This window comes from Lysobacter sp. Soil_N_51 (genome assembly GCF_057655755.1).
In genome coordinates this window covers 229761-245335 of the sequence record NZ_JBDGLR010000005.1, presented here as the reverse complement: position 1 = coordinate 245335, position 15575 = coordinate 229761, and the positions used below count along the sequence as shown (strand labels likewise).

At 67.5% G+C, this 15575-nt stretch carries 13 protein-coding genes; 4 read left to right on the top strand and 9 right to left on the bottom strand.

What is annotated here, in order from left to right; all coding sequences use genetic code 11:
• Positions 1 to 334 precede the first annotated feature (334 nt).
• Complete coding sequence (locus AC3A4T_RS10810; protein ID WP_487675400.1) at positions 335 to 2194, bottom strand: DegV family protein; 1860 nt, start codon at positions 2192 to 2194, stop codon at positions 335 to 337.
• Between the two features lie 245 nt (positions 2195 to 2439).
• Between AC3A4T_RS10810 and AC3A4T_RS10805 the strand changes: the two genes are divergently transcribed.
• Both AC3A4T_RS10805 and AC3A4T_RS10800 read left to right on the top strand, forming a co-directional pair.
• Positions 2440 to 2712 carry a hypothetical protein gene (locus AC3A4T_RS10805; RefSeq protein ID WP_487675399.1) on the top strand — a complete coding sequence of 91 codons (273 nt, stop codon included), beginning with the start codon at positions 2440 to 2442 and terminating at the stop codon, positions 2710 to 2712.
• A 36-nt stretch (positions 2713 to 2748) separates the two neighbouring features.
• Entirely contained in the window at positions 2749 to 3555 is an 807-nt protein-coding gene (locus AC3A4T_RS10800; protein WP_487675398.1) for a M90 family metallopeptidase, read from the top strand.
• A 240-nt stretch (positions 3556 to 3795) separates the two neighbouring features.
• Here AC3A4T_RS10800 and AC3A4T_RS10795 read toward each other — a convergent pair whose 3' ends face one another.
• The 5 genes from AC3A4T_RS10795 to dusA all read right to left on the bottom strand — a co-directional run bounded on the left by AC3A4T_RS10795 (position 3796) and on the right by dusA (position 8518).
• Positions 3796 to 5205, bottom strand: coding sequence for an ATP-binding protein (locus AC3A4T_RS10795; protein ID WP_056106093.1), 1410 nt, complete (start codon positions 5203 to 5205; stop codon positions 3796 to 3798).
• Between the two features lie 72 nt (positions 5206 to 5277).
• Positions 5278 to 5961 carry a response regulator transcription factor gene (locus AC3A4T_RS10790; protein ID WP_036106626.1) on the bottom strand — a complete coding sequence of 228 codons (684 nt, stop codon included), beginning with the start codon at positions 5959 to 5961 and terminating at the stop codon, positions 5278 to 5280.
• Positions 5962 to 6018: 57 nt separating this feature from the next.
• On the bottom strand, positions 6019 to 6369 hold the full coding sequence (locus tag AC3A4T_RS10785; RefSeq protein ID WP_487675397.1) for a hypothetical protein: 351 nt from the start codon (positions 6367 to 6369) through the stop codon (positions 6019 to 6021).
• Between the two features lie 201 nt (positions 6370 to 6570).
• A complete protein-coding gene (locus tag AC3A4T_RS10780; RefSeq protein WP_487675396.1) occupies positions 6571 to 7497 on the bottom strand; it encodes an arginine deiminase-related protein in 927 nt (308 codons plus the stop codon).
• Positions 7498 to 7513: 16 nt separating this feature from the next.
• A complete protein-coding gene (gene dusA / locus AC3A4T_RS10775; RefSeq protein ID WP_487675395.1) occupies positions 7514 to 8518 on the bottom strand; it encodes a tRNA dihydrouridine(20/20a) synthase DusA in 1005 nt (334 codons plus the stop codon).
• Between the two features lie 123 nt (positions 8519 to 8641).
• Between dusA and AC3A4T_RS10770 the strand changes: the two genes are divergently transcribed.
• Complete coding sequence (locus tag AC3A4T_RS10770) at positions 8642 to 8851, top strand: hypothetical protein (protein WP_487675394.1); 210 nt, start codon at positions 8642 to 8644, stop codon at positions 8849 to 8851.
• Positions 8852 to 8942: 91 nt separating this feature from the next.
• Here the strand turns inward: AC3A4T_RS10770 and rtcA are convergent, their stop codons facing one another.
• The 3 genes from rtcA to AC3A4T_RS10755 all read right to left on the bottom strand — a co-directional run bounded on the left by rtcA (position 8943) and on the right by AC3A4T_RS10755 (position 13779).
• Complete coding sequence (gene rtcA / locus AC3A4T_RS10765; protein ID WP_487675393.1) at positions 8943 to 9965, bottom strand: RNA 3'-terminal phosphate cyclase; 1023 nt, start codon at positions 9963 to 9965, stop codon at positions 8943 to 8945.
• Between the two features lie 134 nt (positions 9966 to 10099).
• Positions 10100 to 11341, bottom strand: a complete 1242-nt coding sequence (locus tag AC3A4T_RS10760) for an RtcB family protein (protein ID WP_487675392.1) — start codon at positions 11339 to 11341, stop codon at positions 10100 to 10102.
• Between the two features lie 887 nt (positions 11342 to 12228).
• On the bottom strand, positions 12229 to 13779 hold the full coding sequence (locus AC3A4T_RS10755) for a TROVE domain-containing protein (protein WP_487675391.1): 1551 nt from the start codon (positions 13777 to 13779) through the stop codon (positions 12229 to 12231).
• Between the two features lie 178 nt (positions 13780 to 13957).
• Here AC3A4T_RS10755 and rtcR point away from each other — a divergent pair, with 178 nt between their 5' ends.
• On the top strand, positions 13958 to 15550 hold the full coding sequence (rtcR, locus tag AC3A4T_RS10750; protein ID WP_487675390.1) for an RNA repair transcriptional activator RtcR: 1593 nt from the start codon (positions 13958 to 13960) through the stop codon (positions 15548 to 15550).
• Positions 15551 to 15575 lie beyond the last annotated feature (25 nt).

Sequence of the window (15575 nt, the reverse complement as noted above, 5' to 3'; positions counted from 1 at the left end):
CCCCGTATCCGACTGTAGGAGCTGCGTAAGCTGCGACCGCGAAACTTCGGCAACGACGCCGGCTGCGGGGACCTGCGCCGCAGCCACACTGGCGCGGTCGCGGCTCGCGCCGCTCCTACAGGTAGGCCATGCGAAGTCGGCTGCGTGTCGCGGCCGACACCGACGGCAGCCCCGTATCCGACTGTAGGAGCTGCGTAAGCTGCGACCGCGAAACTTCGGCAACGACGCCGGCTGCGGGGACCTGCGCCGTAGCCGCACTGGCGCGGTCGCGGCTCGCGCCGCTCCTACAGGTAGGCCATGCGGCGGCGGTACCGCGCGCTGTTCGACGCCATCCTCAAACCGCCCCGGGCACCGGCTGCAACGACACCAGCAACGCGCCGCGCCCCGCATGCGCGCCCAGCGCCGGGCCGGTCTCGACCAGCCAGGCCTGTTCCAGGTCCAGCCGCCGCCGCAGCGCTTCGAGCAGGCGTTCGCCGTCCGCGCGCGCGTCGCAATGGCCGACGATCGCGCGCCAGCGCTGGCCGCGCGGCGCGCGCCGGGCGATGTAGCGCGCGAACGCTTCCGGCGCGCCCGCCTTGGCGAACACCCCGCCGCTGACGCCCAACCGGCCCTCGGGCTTGATCTTCGCGATCGGGGTCAAGCCGGTGAACCGCACCAGCGGCACCGCCCACGGCGGAATCCGGCCGCCGCGCACCGCATGCGAGATGTCGCGCGCCAGCGCCCAGGTCAGGGTCAACGGCCGCAGCCGTTCGAGTTCGGCCACGATCGCCGCCAGTTCGATCCCGTCGGCGGCCAGCTCGGCCGCACGCCAAGCCAGCAGCGCCTGGCCACCGGCGGCGTTGAAGGTGTCGAACACCTGGACCCGGCGCGAACCGCTGTCGTCGGCGCGGACGGCGGCCTGTTCGCCCGACTGCAAGGTGCCCGACACCGCCCGCGACAACCCCACGTACAGGACCTGAGCGCGATGGCCCAGCAGGAATTCGAAGGCCCGGCGGAAATCGCCCGGCGGCGGCTGGCTGGTGCGCGGCAGGTCCGCGCTGACCGCCATGCGCCGGTAGAACTCGGCGGTCGCCAGACCGGTCTTGTCGAGGTAATCGCGGCCATCGATCGACACCCGCACCGGCACCACGTGCACGCCGTAATGCTCGGCCAGTTCCTCGGGCAGGTCGGCGGCGCTGTCGGTGACCACGGCGACGCGTTGCACGCGTTCGATGCTGCGCTGCTGCGCGAGCATGTCGTCGGCTTTCATGCCCTCGACCGCGCCGAACCGCGCGCACGCGTCGAACAGCGTCTGCGGGGCGCCGACGTGGGCATGCACGCGCATGCGGGTGGCGCCGCCGGCCAGCACCAGCGAATCGGCGCCGATCGCTTCCAGTGCTTCGCGCAGCCGATCGCGTTGCAGGCCCTCGCCGACCAGCAGGCATTCGCTGCACCAACGCCGCAGCGGATCGACCGTTTCGTGCAAAGCGGGAATCGCCAGATCAGCGTGATCGGCGGCGTGCGCATGGCCGCCGCAGCCCTCGTTCGCGGCGATGCCGGCGCCGTGCATGCGCAATGCGCGCGGGCCGCCGTCGACGAATTCGGCGATGCCTTCGAGCAGGTCGACGAAACCTTGCGCGCCGGCATCGACCACTCCGGCCTTTTGCAGCAGCGCCATCTGCTGCGGCGTATACGCCAGCGCCGCGCGCGCCCGCGCCAGCGCGCTGATGAAGCCCGGGCGCGGGTCGCCGTCGGCGCTGGCCGCCGCGGCTTCCTCCAGCGCATCGGCGAAGGCGTTGATGACACTCAGGATGGTGCCCTCGACCGGATGCGCCAGCGCGGCGCGGGCGTTGGCCGCGCCATGGCGCACCGACGCGGCCAGGGTGGTCGCGTCCAGTTCGGGCTGGGCGCGCGCGTGTTCGGCCACGCCGTGCAGGAACTGGGCCAGGATCGCCCCGGAATTGCCGCGCGCGCCGTCGATGGCGTCGTCGCCGATGCGCTTGAGCAGCTCGCCGATATGGCGGCTGCGTCGGCTCAGCGCCCCGTTCAGCAGACTGCCGAGGGTATGCGCGAGGTTGTTGCCGGTATCGCCGTCGGCGACCGGGAACACGTTGATCCGATTGAGCAGGTCGCGGCCGGCGATGACCCGGCGCGCGCCGGAGATCAAGGCCCGGCGCAGGGCAGGCGCGGTCAGCGGCAGGCGGGCGTTGGGCATGGAGCCAGTCTGGCGCAAACCCGCTCGGACGCTTGTTGCGGCGCACAAGCAACGGTTCCGTCGAACGGCCAGGCGCACTTGGCGGCGATCCGACCGAACGGCCGGGTGCGTGTGACAGCCATCCGGCCGAACGGCCGGGTGCGTGTGGCAGCCATCCGGCCGAACGGCCGGATTCGGTAACGGTTTCGCGCTATAGTCGGCAATGGTCCGGGCGCATCGCCGGGCCGACCTCCAAGGATTCCGCCATGTTACGGATCTGCACCTGCCTGCTGCTCGCTCTCGCCAGTGTCCTGGTCGTCGCGGAGGCGAGTGCGCGCGAGGTCAACAAGCTCAGCCAGGCCGATGCCTGCTCGGCCTCGCAGAAGACCGCCGCCGACCGTCCCGCCGCGCGCACCAGCGCGCCGCCGCCGACCGCGCGCGACACCAAGGCCAAGCCGAGCATGCACAGCGATTCGGACAGCAACAACCGGCTGCAGTCGCCGCGCTGGCACAACTTCCTGCCGGGCATGTTCCGCTGATCGGATCGCTCCACTGATCGTCTAGGCCGCCGCACCTTGTTCGAGTTCCTGCGCCGTCTGCGGCGCCCCGCCCCATCCATCGACGACGAACTGTGGCGCATCACCGTCGCCGCCTTGCCGTGGGCGCACGCACTGGATGCGTCGCGACAACAGCGGCTGCGCGAACTGAGTGCGCGCTTCCTGCATGAGAAGACGGTCACCCCGGTGCAGGGCCTGCATCTGGACGAAGTCCAGCACTGCATGCTGGCAGCGATGTGCTGCCTGTCCTTGCTCGAATTCGGCGCCGAAGGCCTGCACGGCTGGTCGCAGATGCTGGTCTATCCCGACGAATTCCGGGTCAAGCTGGTCGACTTCGACGAAAACCACGTGCAGCACGAGTGGCACGAGGAAATCAGCGGCGAGTCGCACGACAACGGCGTGCTGATCGTGTCCTGGGCCGACGTCGCCGCCGAATGCGCGGCGCCGCATCGCGGCGACATGGTCGTGGTCCACGAAATGGCGCACAAGCTGGATTTTCTCGACGGGTTAGTCGACGGCACGCCGCCGCTGCCGCGCGAGTGGCAGCTCGAATGGGCGCGCGATTTCCAGGCGGCTTACGAGGATTTCGGCGACGAGGTCGATGCCTTGCTCGATGCCGAGGACGAAGACCCGGATCGCCCGGCGAACGACGACGAAGACGCCGGCTACCTGCACGGCATCCGCATCACCGCGGCCGACGCGCCGGAGGAATTCTTCGCCGTCGTCAGCGAATGCCATTTCAGCAATCCCGACGCGTTGCTGGCGCGCATGCCACGGGTGGCCGCGCACTTGACCCGGTTCTACGGGCCTTCGCCGTTCGCCTGAACGCAGTCGCTTCGATTCGCACGGTGGTATCGGCGCGAACAATCGTCGCGAAAACGAAGGTTTTTTGAGAGAGGTTTCAGCCGCGACGCTTTACTTTCGACTCGCTCGAAAGTCCGCGGCGATCCGAGCGAAAAGCGTCGGATCTGAAGCGTCTTCCCCATAGAAACGTCATGAGTCGCGGGTCGACGATCCTGCGCGCACAGCAAACGCACATCGCCGAAAACATCGTACAACCCGGGCTTACAACCCAGGCGGCAACTTCACTTCGAACCGCGTCCCGCCCAGTTCCTCCGACGGCGTGACATCCAGGGTGCCGCGGTAGCCGCGCACCAGATCCTGCACGATCGCCAGGCCGATGCCGTGGCCGTGCACACGTTCGTCGCCGCGCACGCCGCGCTGCAGAATCGATGCAACCTTGTCGGGCGGAATGCCGGGGCCGTCGTCGTCGACCGCGAGCAGCAGACCGGGCCGGCGATTGGCCGCGGTCTCGCCGGGCTGGACCGTCAGCAGCACCCGCGAATTCGCCCATTTGAACGCGTTTTCCAGCAGATTGCCGAGCAGTTCCTGCAAGTCGCCGGGTTCGCCGTGGAACTGCACGCCGTCGGCGAGATCGAACTCGCACAGCACGCCCTTCGAGGCATAGACCTTTTCCAGGCCGCGCACGATTTCCTCGGCATGCGATTCGATCGCGATCGGCGCGGCGAACAGCGCATGCCCGCCCGACGCGGCGCGCGCGAGCTGGTACGACACCAGATCGTTCATGCGCCGCAATTGCACGCTGACGTCTTCGCGCAATTCCGGATCGATCGGCACCGGCCCGTTCTCGTCGTCCAGGCGCGCGTGCAGCACCGCCAGCGGCGTTTTCAGGCTGTGGGCAAGATCGGCCAGGGTGTTGCGCTGGCGATCGAGATTTTCGCGTTCGCTCTCGATGAAGGCGTTGATGCTTTCGGTCAGCGGTTCGAGCTCGCGCGGATGGCGCTCGCTCATGCGCGAGGCCAGGCCGCGCTGTACGCGCTTGAGTTCCTCGATCACGCGTTTGAGCGGACGCAGGCTCCACTGCATGATCAAGGCCTGCAACAGCAGCAGGATCACGCCGGCGCCGCCGAGGTAACGCCACAACGCCTGACGGAACACCGCGACCTGATGGCGCAGCGCGCTGGTGTCTTCGAGGATGTAGATCGTGTACTGGAACTCGGCCTTGGCGTCGCCGTCGACGCTCCAGATCAGGCCGCGCCCGTAACGGTAGGCCTCGCCGGTGCGGCCGCTGATTTCGGTGACCGGCAGCGGGCCTTCGAAGGTTTCCTCGGTGGGCTTGAGCATGCCGCCGTCGGGCAACACCGGGCCTTGCGCCGACATCGAATCCCAGTGCCCGTCGGGCAGGATGACCTCGGCGTACAGGCCGCTGCCGGGCCGGTCGAAACGCGGGTCCGGCGGATCGTAGGGCGGGATGATTTCGCCGCCGCGGCCGAAATCGGTGTCGGCCGCGTAGGCCAGCGCGTAACTGGTCAGGCGCTGGCGGAGATTGCTCTCGGCGGTTTCCAGGAAGGCGCGGTCGAGCGCGTAACCGGCCAGGGCCAGAAACGCCAACAGGCCCAGGCTCGCGGCCAGCAACTGGCGCGCGCGCAACGAACGCGGCTGTCCCCAGCTCACGGCATCGGGCGGGCAACGCGGCCCGCATCAGGAAAAGACGCGGGCCGCATACGGTCCGTCAGGTACTCCGGATCAATCGCCGCTGCGCGGAATAGCGAAACGGTAGCCGCGACCGCGCACGGTCTCGATCGGCTTGAGCGCGCCGTCGGGATCGAGCTTCTTGCGCAGGCGTCCGATGAACACTTCCAGCACGTTGGAGTCGCGGTCGAAGTCCTGCTGATAGATGTGCTCGGTCAGGTCGGCCTTCGAGACCAACTCGCCCGCGTGCATCATCAGGTACTCCAGCACCTTGTACTCGTAGCTGGTGAGGTCGACGTTGGTGCCGTTGACGCTGACCGTCTGCGCGGCCAGATCCAGCATCACCGGGCCGCATTCCAGGGTCGGCTTGCTCCAGCCCGCGGCGCGGCGTACCAGCGCGTTGAGACGCGCCAGCAGTTCCTCGACGTGGAACGGCTTGACCAGGTAATCGTCGGCGCCCTGCTTGAGGCCCTCGACCTTGTCCTGCCAGCTCGAGCGCGCGGTCAGGATCAACACCGGGAATTTCTTGCCCTCGTCGCGCAGGGCCTTGATCAGTTCCATGCCCGACATCTTGGGCAGGCCCAGATCGATGATGCCCAGGTCGAACGGCACCTCGCGGCCCATGTACAGGCCTTCCTCGCCGTCTTGCGCGGCATCGACCGCGAAGCCCTCGCGCTTCAAGCGCGCGGCCAGGGTCTCGCGCAGAGGCGCTTCGTCTTCGACCAGCAGAATTCGCATGGGCACTCCCTTGATGAAGTCGGTCCGACCGGATCGTTTGGACCGTCGGAGCGAAGGTTAGTCGTTATCGTTGTCGTCGCGGCGTGTAGGGCGATCGTCGTCGCGGCGCCCACGCTGCTGGGGGTCGTCCATGTAAACACGGACCCGGCCACTGGAATCGACCACTTTGACCCGATTTACGTCACGGCCGTCAAAAGGGATGCGTTCGGCGCTGAGCACCTGGCCGCCGCCGCTTTCGCGCTCGACCCGGCGGATCGCGTCGGACAGGGAGCGGTGGTCCTCGCGACGGTCGTGGCCGCGCCAGGGCCGGCCGCCGTCGTCTTGCTGCTGCGCCACGGCCTGGCCGATCGCCGCCGAGGAGGCGACGAGCAGCAGCAAGGACAGGACGCGGGCGGACCGGATGCTCATGACTTCGAAGTTGACCCCAGCGGAACAATAAAGTGCGTAAATCGCAATGTGCAGGCATTTTCGAAACGTAGCGGTGAATCCGATCTGAACTTTTCCGCACGGTCCCAGCCGCCATTCAGGCCGGTACGACCGCCATCACACGTTGGCGCTGTCGAAACGGGCCCGAGCGTGGGCTCAAGCCCGGGCCAATCGTCGGCCCGATCAGTAGATTTCACCGACACAGCAACGCAGCGACCCGCCGCCGGCCTCGATCGCGTCCAGTTCGACCGTCGCCAGCGCGAAACCGGCGTCGGCCAATCCGGCCCGGGTCGCGGCCGTCAGCGAACGCCCGGCCGCCGCGCTCATCCAGACCTGGTCCGCCGACAGCGCGATCGAATTGGCCGCGAACGCCGCGTGCTCGGCGGCCGACAGCAGCCAGCCGTGCGGGGCATGGAACCCGGCGATCGCCGCGGCCACGCCAGCATCGGCGAATCCGCCCGGACACACCAGCGCGGCGCGGCCGGCCAGCACCGCCAGCACCACATTGGTGTGGTATTCGCCCGGCGCCAGGTCGAACAGCAGGGTCGCGCGCAGCCCCAGCGCCTCGTGCATCAGCCGCGCGCCGGCCTCGTCGCAGCGCTCCGACAGACCCGCGTAGCCCAGCCCGCGGGCGCGATCGATCACCAGCGCGCCGGTGAGTTCGCACGGATGCGGCTGGGTCGACAGGTCCACTTCGGCGTAGCCCAGCACCTGGGTGAAGAAGGCGCGGATGTCGGCGCGGGCCGCCTCGCGCTGGCGCACCGGGTGGCGCATGCGCCCGATCACGCAGCGCGGACCGGTGGCCGCGCCGGCGCTGGTGGCGAAGACGTTGTTCGGAAACAGCGCGTCCGGGGTGTCTGGATCGCCGGCGAAGCAGATCGTCGGCAGCACCGCCGACAAGGCGCGTTGCAGCTCGCGGTGCTGGGCGCTGGCCCGGCCCGGGTCGAACTCGTCGGCCTGGGCCATGTAGCGGTTGTCGCCGGCCGATTGCTCGGCGCGGGCGAAGCCGTCGGGCGCGACCAGAAACGCGGCGCGCGCGGTCGCCGCGCCGAAATCGGCCGGCAGCGAGCGGGCGTGGGCGAAGAAGGCGGCGTGGTCGCGGGTGATCATGCGTGAGTGCAGCCGCTCAGGCGGCGTCGCGCGCGGCGAAGGACTCGGTCACCCCCAGCGCCTGTTCGATCAGCGACCAGTCCGCGCCGGGCTTGTGCGCGCCTTCGCTGAGGACCTGCCGGAACGCGCGGCCGCCGCGCTCGCCATGGAACAGGCCGAGCATGTGGCGGGTGATGTGCTTGAGGAACACGCCGCGTTCGAGCTGGTTTTCGACGTAAGGGCGCAGCGAGCGCAACAGTTCGGCGCGGCTGCGCAGCTCTCCGCCGAACCACGCCGTGTCCAGCCGATGCAGCACATAAGGCTCGTGATACGCCGCGCGGCCGAGCATCGCGCCGTCGGTATGTTGCAGATGCGAGGTCGCTTCTTCCGGCGTGGCGATGCCACCATTGACGATCACCTGCAGCGCCGGGCGTTCGAGCTTGAGCCGATACGCCCAGTCGTAGCGCAGCGGCGGCACCTCGCGGTTTTCCTTCGGCGACAGCCCCTTGAGCCAGGCGTTGCGGGCGTGCACCACGAACATCCGGCAACCGGCCGCGGCGACTTCATCGACGAAAGCCAGGAACACCTCGAAGCGGTGATCGTCGTCGACCCCGAGCCGGCATTTGACCGTGACCGGCACATCGCAGGCCTCGACCATCGCCGCGACCGAGGCCGCCACCAGCGCCGGTTCGCGCATCAGGCAGGCGCCGAAGCGTCCGGCCTGGACCCGGTCGGACGGGCAGCCGCAGTTGAGATTGATCTCGTCGAACCCGCGCTCGGCGCCGATCCGCGCCGCCTGCGCCAGCAAGGCCGGCTCGCTGCCGCCGAGCTGCAATGCGACCGGATGCTCGACCGGCTCCATCGCCAGCAACCGCGACCGGTCGCCGTGGATGACCGCGTTGGCGTGGACCATCTCGGTGTACAGCCGCGCATGCGGGGCCAGGGTGCGGTGGAAGACGCGGCAGTGCGAGTCGGTCCAGTCCATCATCGGGGCAACGGACAGACGCAACTGAGCGGCGGGAATGGCGGGCGTGGGGATCATCGCGGCCATTGTAATGGTTGCGCATCAGCAAGACTGACGGCGGCGACACCTATCCCCGCTGGCGGCAGCGCGATCTAAGTCATACACGCCTGCAACCAGGCCGGCCTCGACCCGGCCAACGACGTGACCATCAGCGATCCGCTGCCCGCCGGCGTGACCCTGAGCGGCCCGTGGACCTGCGCCGGCAGCGGCTCGGTCCCGGGCGCGTGCCCGGCGAGCGGCGGCGCGATCGGCGGCAACGCGGTCTCGATGATCGAAGTGGTGTTGCCGATCGGCGGCTGCTTGAGCGTGAATGTGCCGGGGAGTTTCAGTTCGAATCCGACGGATTACTGAGCGCGGTGGAGTGGTCGCGATAAAAAAAAGCCGCACCGCCACGTTTGCGGCGGTACGGCCCGGTTACGAACGCACGGTTACGAACACGCGGTTACGAACGCACCGTAACGCGCCAGCACTTCCGCTCGACCTGCACCCAATCGATCTCCACCGGCAGGAACTTCTCGATCAGGCGCGCGTTGCTCGACAGGTGATCGCTGATGAACGCGGTGGTGAACTCGCCGCCGCCGGCCAGCGCCATCGGCAACAGCAACTGATCGGACAAGTGCTCGCCGACCGCGGCGCTCGACGCCAGGTAGTCCGATACCTGCTTGACCACGCCGATCGCGACCTGCTCGGCGCTGAGGCCGCGCTCGCCCAAGGCCGTGAACAACTCGGTGTGCTGCTGCTCGCCCTGCACTCGCAGCATCAGCACATTGCCCGGGCTCTGCGCGAGCGCGGCGCGACGCAGGTGCTGATGCTCGGGCGCGAGGCCCAGGCGTTCGGCGACGACCTGCAACTCGCGCTGGCCGATCTGGTCGTGCAAGGCCGACAGCAATGCGGTCGCGTCCAGTTGCGGCGCCGGATCGCGCTGATCGAACGCGTGCGACTGCAGTGATGCGTTCGGCGCGACCCGCAGTTGCAAGGCGCCGCCGCCGGCCGGAAAGAAGCCGTGACGCAGCAAGGCGAATTCGGTGTCCACGCCCATGCGCCGCAACGCCGGCAGGTAGGCCTCGGCGATGAAGTCCGCGCACGGCGCGAGCGGGTTGTGGGTGCCGCCCTCGATGGTCACCTCGGACGGCCCATCGCACGACCACAGCGCCGGCAATACCGTCTGCATCACCAACGTCGCCGAACCGGCGGTGCCGATCGAGAAACGGTAACGCCCCGGATTGACCGCGCCGGGGATGAAACGCAGCGTGGTCGCGCCCAATTGCGCGCCGTCGACGTGCGCGCAGCCGATCTGCGCCGCCGCGCCCACCGCGGTCAGGTGCTGGCGCATCAAGCCCGGGCGCGAACGCTTGGCGCGGATGTGCTGCATCTCGAACGCGGTGCCGGTGCACAGGCTCAGACTCAATGCGGTACGCAGCAGCTGTCCGCCGCCCTCGATCCCGCTGATTTCGATCAATTCCATCTTGCGATCCATGACTCCGGGCGGCCTTGCGGACGCCCGTACTCCTTTGTCTATCCAATCTTTCGTCGAACGGCCAACACCGTCCGTGTGTATCGCCGACCCACGCGCGGACAAACTTCATCCGCGCGACGGCATCAGCCCTTGACGCACACCACCTGCCGCAGCGTATGCACGATTTCGACCAGGTCGCTCTGCGCGGCCATGACCGCGTCGATCGACTTGTAGGCGGCCGGCGACTCGTCGACCACCTCGGCATCCTTGCGGCATTCCACGTGCGCGGTCGCCTTGGCGTGATCCTCCAGGCTGATGCGCTTCTTGGCCTCGGTGCGGCTCATCACTCGGCCCGCGCCGTGGCTGCAGCTGTGGAAGCTGTCGGCGTTGCCGAGGCCGCGCACGATGAAGCTCTTGGCGCCCATGCTGCCCGGAATGATGCCCAGCTCGCCCTTGCGCGCGCTCACCGCGCCCTTGCGGGTCACCAGCACGTCCTTGCCGAAATGGTGCTCGCGGTTGACGTAGTTGTGGTGACAGTTGACCGCCTCGGCCTGGGCCTCGAACGGCTTGGCGATCACCGTGCGCACCGCGTCGACCACATGCTTCATCATGATCTCGCGGTTGCTGCGCGCGAACTGCTGCGCCCACTCGACCGCGTGCACGTAATCGTTGTAGTGATCGCTACCCTCGGGCAGATAGGCCAGGTCCTGATCCGGCAGATTGATCATCCAGCGGCGCATGTCCTGCTTGGCCAGTTCGATGAAGTGGCTGCCGATAGCGTTGCCGACCCCGCGCGAACCCGAGTGCAGCATGAACCACACACGATTCTCCTCGTCCAGGCAGACCTCGACGAAGTGATTGCCGGTGCCGAGCGTACCCAGGTGATTCAAGTGATTGCTGCGCTCGAGCTTTGGATGCTTGGCGATGATGCGATCGAAGCCCTCGTGCAGGCCCGACCAGCGCTGCAGCGAGGCCTCGGGCGGGTTCGCCCAGGCGCCCTTGTCGCGCAGTCCGCGGCCCACGGTGCGACCGTGCGGCACGGCCTTTTCGATCCCCGCGCGCACCTCGCCCAACTGATCCGGCAGGTCGTCGGCCATCAACGTGGTGCGCACCGCGATCATGCCGCAGCCGATATCGACGCCGACCGCCGCCGGCACGATCGCGCCCACGGTCGGCACCACCGAACCCACGGTCGCGCCCTTGCCGAGATGCACGTCGGGCATCACCGCGATCCAGCGGTGGATGAAGGGCAGCTTGGCGATGTTCTGCAACTGGCGGCGCGCTTCGTCTTCCAGCGGCACGCCGCGGGTCCAATGCTTGATCGGCACCGAGCCCGTATCGTTGATCACGTCGTAGTGGACGGCGGCATTGTTATTGGCGTTCATGCTCTTGCTCTCTGTGTTGCGGGCCTTGCGGCCCTCGCTCCCGCCGTCGGTCCTCGACGGCGGGAAGGTGAAGGATGCAGCGTCGCGGCGCATGCGGCCAGCGCTGATCAGCGCCCGGGCACGGCGACCGCTCGCGGCGGTAGGGGGCGCGGCACGATGCGACCAATAAAAAGCGGAACATTGAACTTGGAAGGTTGTAGTTCCGCCGGCATTCGCATCGTGACGCGCTTGAAGCAAAAGCCGATGTATCGCGACCAGGTTTACGCGGAACGTTCTGCGCTCTACCGACTGAGCTACCGTCTCGCAACGGGCGGGGATCGAACCCGCGACAACAGGTCAATGTAGTTCCACAGGCATTCGCGATACAGCGGTAAAACGGTTGGAGCGTTGCAAGGATCGCCCCTCGCAATCCTCCAGTTCGTCATTCCCGCGGACGCGGGCTGCGCTTCACTTCGGCGGAGCCGAATATCCAGCGACTTTCGTGCAGGTAGCGGCAAAGGCACTGGATTCCCGCGTCCGCGGGAATGACGAACTGATGGATTCGGTGAATTCTAAGAAATCGATGCATCGCGACTAGAAACGACGAAACGTTTACCTGCTCTACCAACTGAGCTACCGCCTCGCGGCGGACGGGACTCGAACCCGCGACCTGGACATTCAGAGTGTAGTTTCGCCAAGCATTCGCAATACATCGACCAACCAAAAACCTGGGCCGGCCGGCGGACCCTATTGTCCGCCGGCCCTTCCTGTACCGCATCGCACCTCCATGGCGCGTGCGGCCGACGGACCGTCCTGGTCCGTCCGCGCGAACGTATCCCTCGTTCGCGTCGCAGCGCGTCCCTGCGCCGCGCGGCACCGTCCTGTTGCCGCTTGCAACCGATGACCGCTTACAGCGCGATCGAATCGATCCGCTCCACCCAGCGCGCCGCCGCCCCGCCCTGCGCCGCGTACACCGCCAACAGGTCGAACACCGCGTCGCTGAAGCCGCCGATATGCAACACGTCCGGCAACTCGGCCGTCTGGCTGGTCGCGGTCGGCTGCAAGTCGATGCAGACCAGCCGCGCATCCGGGCAACGCGCCTTGATCTGCGCCCACTCGCGCATGGTCGCGGTCGCGCCGCCATTGCGGGTGTCGCGCCAGCTTTCGTTGTCCGACACCAGCACCAACAAATCGACCTGGGACTTATCGCGATTCAACTGCGCCAACGGCGCGCTGACCGCGGTGCCGCCACCGCACAACGCCGCCAACTGCGTCGCCTGGGTCATCACGCTGTCGCGCGGGTTCAAACGCAGCTTGCGCACCTCGGTATCGAACGGCATCACCCGCGCGCCCTTGTGGTTGCGCTGGATGCAGGCCGCGACCAGCGCCGCCACGTCGACGCAACGCATCTTGGTGGTCGCGCCCTTGCGGTAGCCGGTGACCGGCGAAGCCATCGAACCCGACACGTCCACCGCGACCACGACCTCGCCTTCCAGCGCCGGCACCTGGCGGGTCGCGATCTCCATCGCGTCCTGCAAGGCTTCCACGATCGGCGCCGGCAAATCGGCGGCGGCGCGGTAGGCGCTCAACAACTGGTACGGAAACACGCGGGCGTTGCGGATTTCGTCGCGGTCGCGCAGGCGCTCGGCGATTTCCCCGACCATCTTCGAGCCGTTGAACACACCATGACGCTGGAACGTGTTGAGGTTCATGCGCAACGTCTGCCACGACACCGTCCGCGCCAGATGGATCCAATGCGACGCGGTCAACGGCAACGAGCTGAAGTACTGCATCGGCAGCTTCGGCATCATCGCCGACTGCGAGCGCTTGAACGCCTCGTACGCCCGTACCTTGGCCGGCAACACCGCCTCGTCGACCGGCTTGCCGATCAACCATGCATACAGCGCGGCGCGCTCGGCATCGGCCGGCTTCGGGTGGACCATCTTGATCACGTCGGCGAGCGAAGGCTGGTTGCCGATCGCCGCGTTCAACAACTGATCCACCGAAGCGCGGTCGAGCCACTGCCGCACCAGCCGCTTGGGACGCGAGCCCAACGACTTGCGACCGACCTGCCCGCTGCGCACGATCTGGACGAAGTTGCGCAGCATGCGGCCGTTGTCGATCACCCGGCCGAACGCGCGCTCGAACGCCTCGCCGTCGCGGCCGGTCAGGCTGGCCAGCAACAGCGCCGGCATGTCCTTCATATGGCCGCGCTGGCGGGTGTAGATCGCGGTCTTGGCGACGAACGCCGGCTCGACCTGCGCGCACAGCTTCAACACGTGATCGAGCTGCTGCTCGGCGCTGGCGTAGTAGGTGTTGTTCAAGCAGCCGGTGGCGGCGTACAGCGCCAGCGCCGACTCCGGGCGGCGCGAATAGGCCAGGCCACCAGCCTCGTTGCGCGAGGTGGCCGCCGGCAGCGCCGGGCCGCGGGTCGAAGCGAAGAGGTTGAGGTTGGCCATCGGGGCATTCCGGGTTGGGACTTGCCTGTACTAGAGCAAGCGCCGTGCCAACTTCTCGCCGCGATAGCTAACCAATTGAATAAATAGATATTTCCATCGTTATCGGGACGACAGCTCGGAAACCCGATAGAGATATATCTATACTTTCAGATATAAATTTATCCATACAGATATCCCAATGAAGCGCCAAGTCATCATCGGCATGCTCGGCACCCAACTCGACGCCGCTTCCGGCCCGGGCCGCTGGGAAAAGTGGCGGCCGACCGTCTCGCTGGGCATGCACGAGGACTTCCTGCTCCATCGCCTGGAGCTGATCGTCGACGAGCGCCGCTTCGGCAAGCTCGCCCACCTGGTCGCGCAGGACCTGGCCCAGGTCTCGCCGGAAACCCAGGTGCGGCGCCACGACACCTTCCTCGCCGATCCCTGGGATTTCGAAAGCGTCTACGGCGTGCTGCACGACTTCGTGCGCGGCTACGACTTCCAGCCCGAGGAAGAGGACTACTACGTCCACATCACCACTGGCACCCACGTCAGCCAGATCTGCTGGTTCCTGTTGACCGAAAGCCGATTGTTTCCGGGACGCCTGCTGCAGACCGCACCGCCGCGCAAACAGACCGGCGAGGCGCCGGGCACGTATGCGGTGATCGACCTGGACCTGTCGCGGTACGACCGCATCGCCCAGCGTTTCGCGCAAGAACGGCTGCACGATCGCGACCTGCTCAAGAGCGGCATCGCCACCCGCAATCCCGCCTTCAACCGCATGATCGAGCAGATCGAGACCGTCGCCACGCGCTCGAAGTCGCCGATGCTGCTGATGGGCCCGACCGGCGCCGGCAAGAGCCAGCTCGCGCGGCGTGTGTTCGAACTGAAGAAGCAGAAGCATCAGCTGCCCGGCCGCTTCGTCGAAGTGAACTGCGCGACCCTGCGCGGCGACGGTGCGATGAGCACCTTGTTCGGCCATATCAAGGGCGCCTACACCGGTGCTTCGACCGATCGCGCCGGCTTGCTGCGCTCGGCGCACCAGGGCCTGTTGTTTCTCGACGAAATCGGCGAACTCGGCCAGGACGAACAGGCGATGCTGCTGCGCGCGCTGGAGGAAAAACGCTTCCTGCCGGTCGGCGGCGACAAGGAAGTCGAAAGCGATTTCCAGTTGATCGCCGGCACCAACCGCGATCTGCAGGTCGCGGTGCACGAAGGCCGCTTCCGCGACGACCTGCTCGCGCGCCTGAATCTGTGGACCTATCGCCTGCCCGGCCTGGCCGAGCGCGCCGAGGACATCGAGCCGAACCTGGATTTCGAACTCGAACGTCACTCACGCGAAAATCGCCAGCGGGTGACCTTCAACCGTGAAGCGCGCGAACGTTATCTGAGCTTCGCGCGCAGCGGCGAAGCGACCTGGGGCGGCAACTTCCGCGACCTGGGCGCGTCGGTGATGCGACTGGCGACCTTGGCCGAGGGCGGCCGCATTCGCCTGGATCTGGTCGACGAGGAAATCGAACGCCTGCGCCGGCAATGGCATGGCGCGGGCGCGCAGCGATCGCTGCTCGACGAGATGCTCGGCGAACGCGCGGCGCAACTCGATCGCTTCGACCGGGTGCAGTTGGACGACGTGCTGCGCGTATGCCGGCAGGCGAAGAACCTATCGCAGGCCGGGCGCGAGCTGTTCGCGGTGTCGCGTTCGCTGAAGGCCAGCAGCAACGACGCCGACCGGCTGCGAAAGTATCTGGCGCGGTTCGGGCTGGATTGGGAGCAATTGCGCGCCGGGATGTGATCCAGACGCGCCGCGCGACGATCAG

What these genes read in the sequence shown, in the direction of transcription:
- rtcA (WP_487675393.1), bottom strand. Translation starts at nt 9,965, where the DNA reads ATGGAATTGATCGAAATCAGCGGGATCGAGGGCGGCGGACAGCTGCTG.
- AC3A4T_RS10805 (WP_487675399.1), top strand. Translation starts at nt 2,440, where the DNA reads ATGTTACGGATCTGCACCTGCCTGCTGCTCGCTCTCGCCAGTGTCCTG.
- AC3A4T_RS10760 (WP_487675392.1), bottom strand. Translation starts at nt 11,341, where the DNA reads ATGAACGCCAATAACAATGCCGCCGTCCACTACGACGTGATCAACGAT.
- AC3A4T_RS10755 (WP_487675391.1), bottom strand. Translation starts at nt 13,779, where the DNA reads ATGGCCAACCTCAACCTCTTCGCTTCGACCCGCGGCCCGGCGCTGCCG.
- AC3A4T_RS10780 (WP_487675396.1), bottom strand. Translation starts at nt 7,497, where the DNA reads ATGATCACCCGCGACCACGCCGCCTTCTTCGCCCACGCCCGCTCGCTG.
- AC3A4T_RS10790 (WP_036106626.1), bottom strand. Translation starts at nt 5,961, where the DNA reads ATGCGAATTCTGCTGGTCGAAGACGAAGCGCCTCTGCGCGAGACCCTG.
- dusA (WP_487675395.1), bottom strand. Translation starts at nt 8,518, where the DNA reads ATGATCCCCACGCCCGCCATTCCCGCCGCTCAGTTGCGTCTGTCCGTT.
- AC3A4T_RS10810 (WP_487675400.1), bottom strand. Translation starts at nt 2,194, where the DNA reads ATGCCCAACGCCCGCCTGCCGCTGACCGCGCCTGCCCTGCGCCGGGCC.
- rtcR (WP_487675390.1), top strand. Translation starts at nt 13,958, where the DNA reads ATGAAGCGCCAAGTCATCATCGGCATGCTCGGCACCCAACTCGACGCC.
- AC3A4T_RS10785 (WP_487675397.1), bottom strand. Translation starts at nt 6,369, where the DNA reads ATGAGCATCCGGTCCGCCCGCGTCCTGTCCTTGCTGCTGCTCGTCGCC.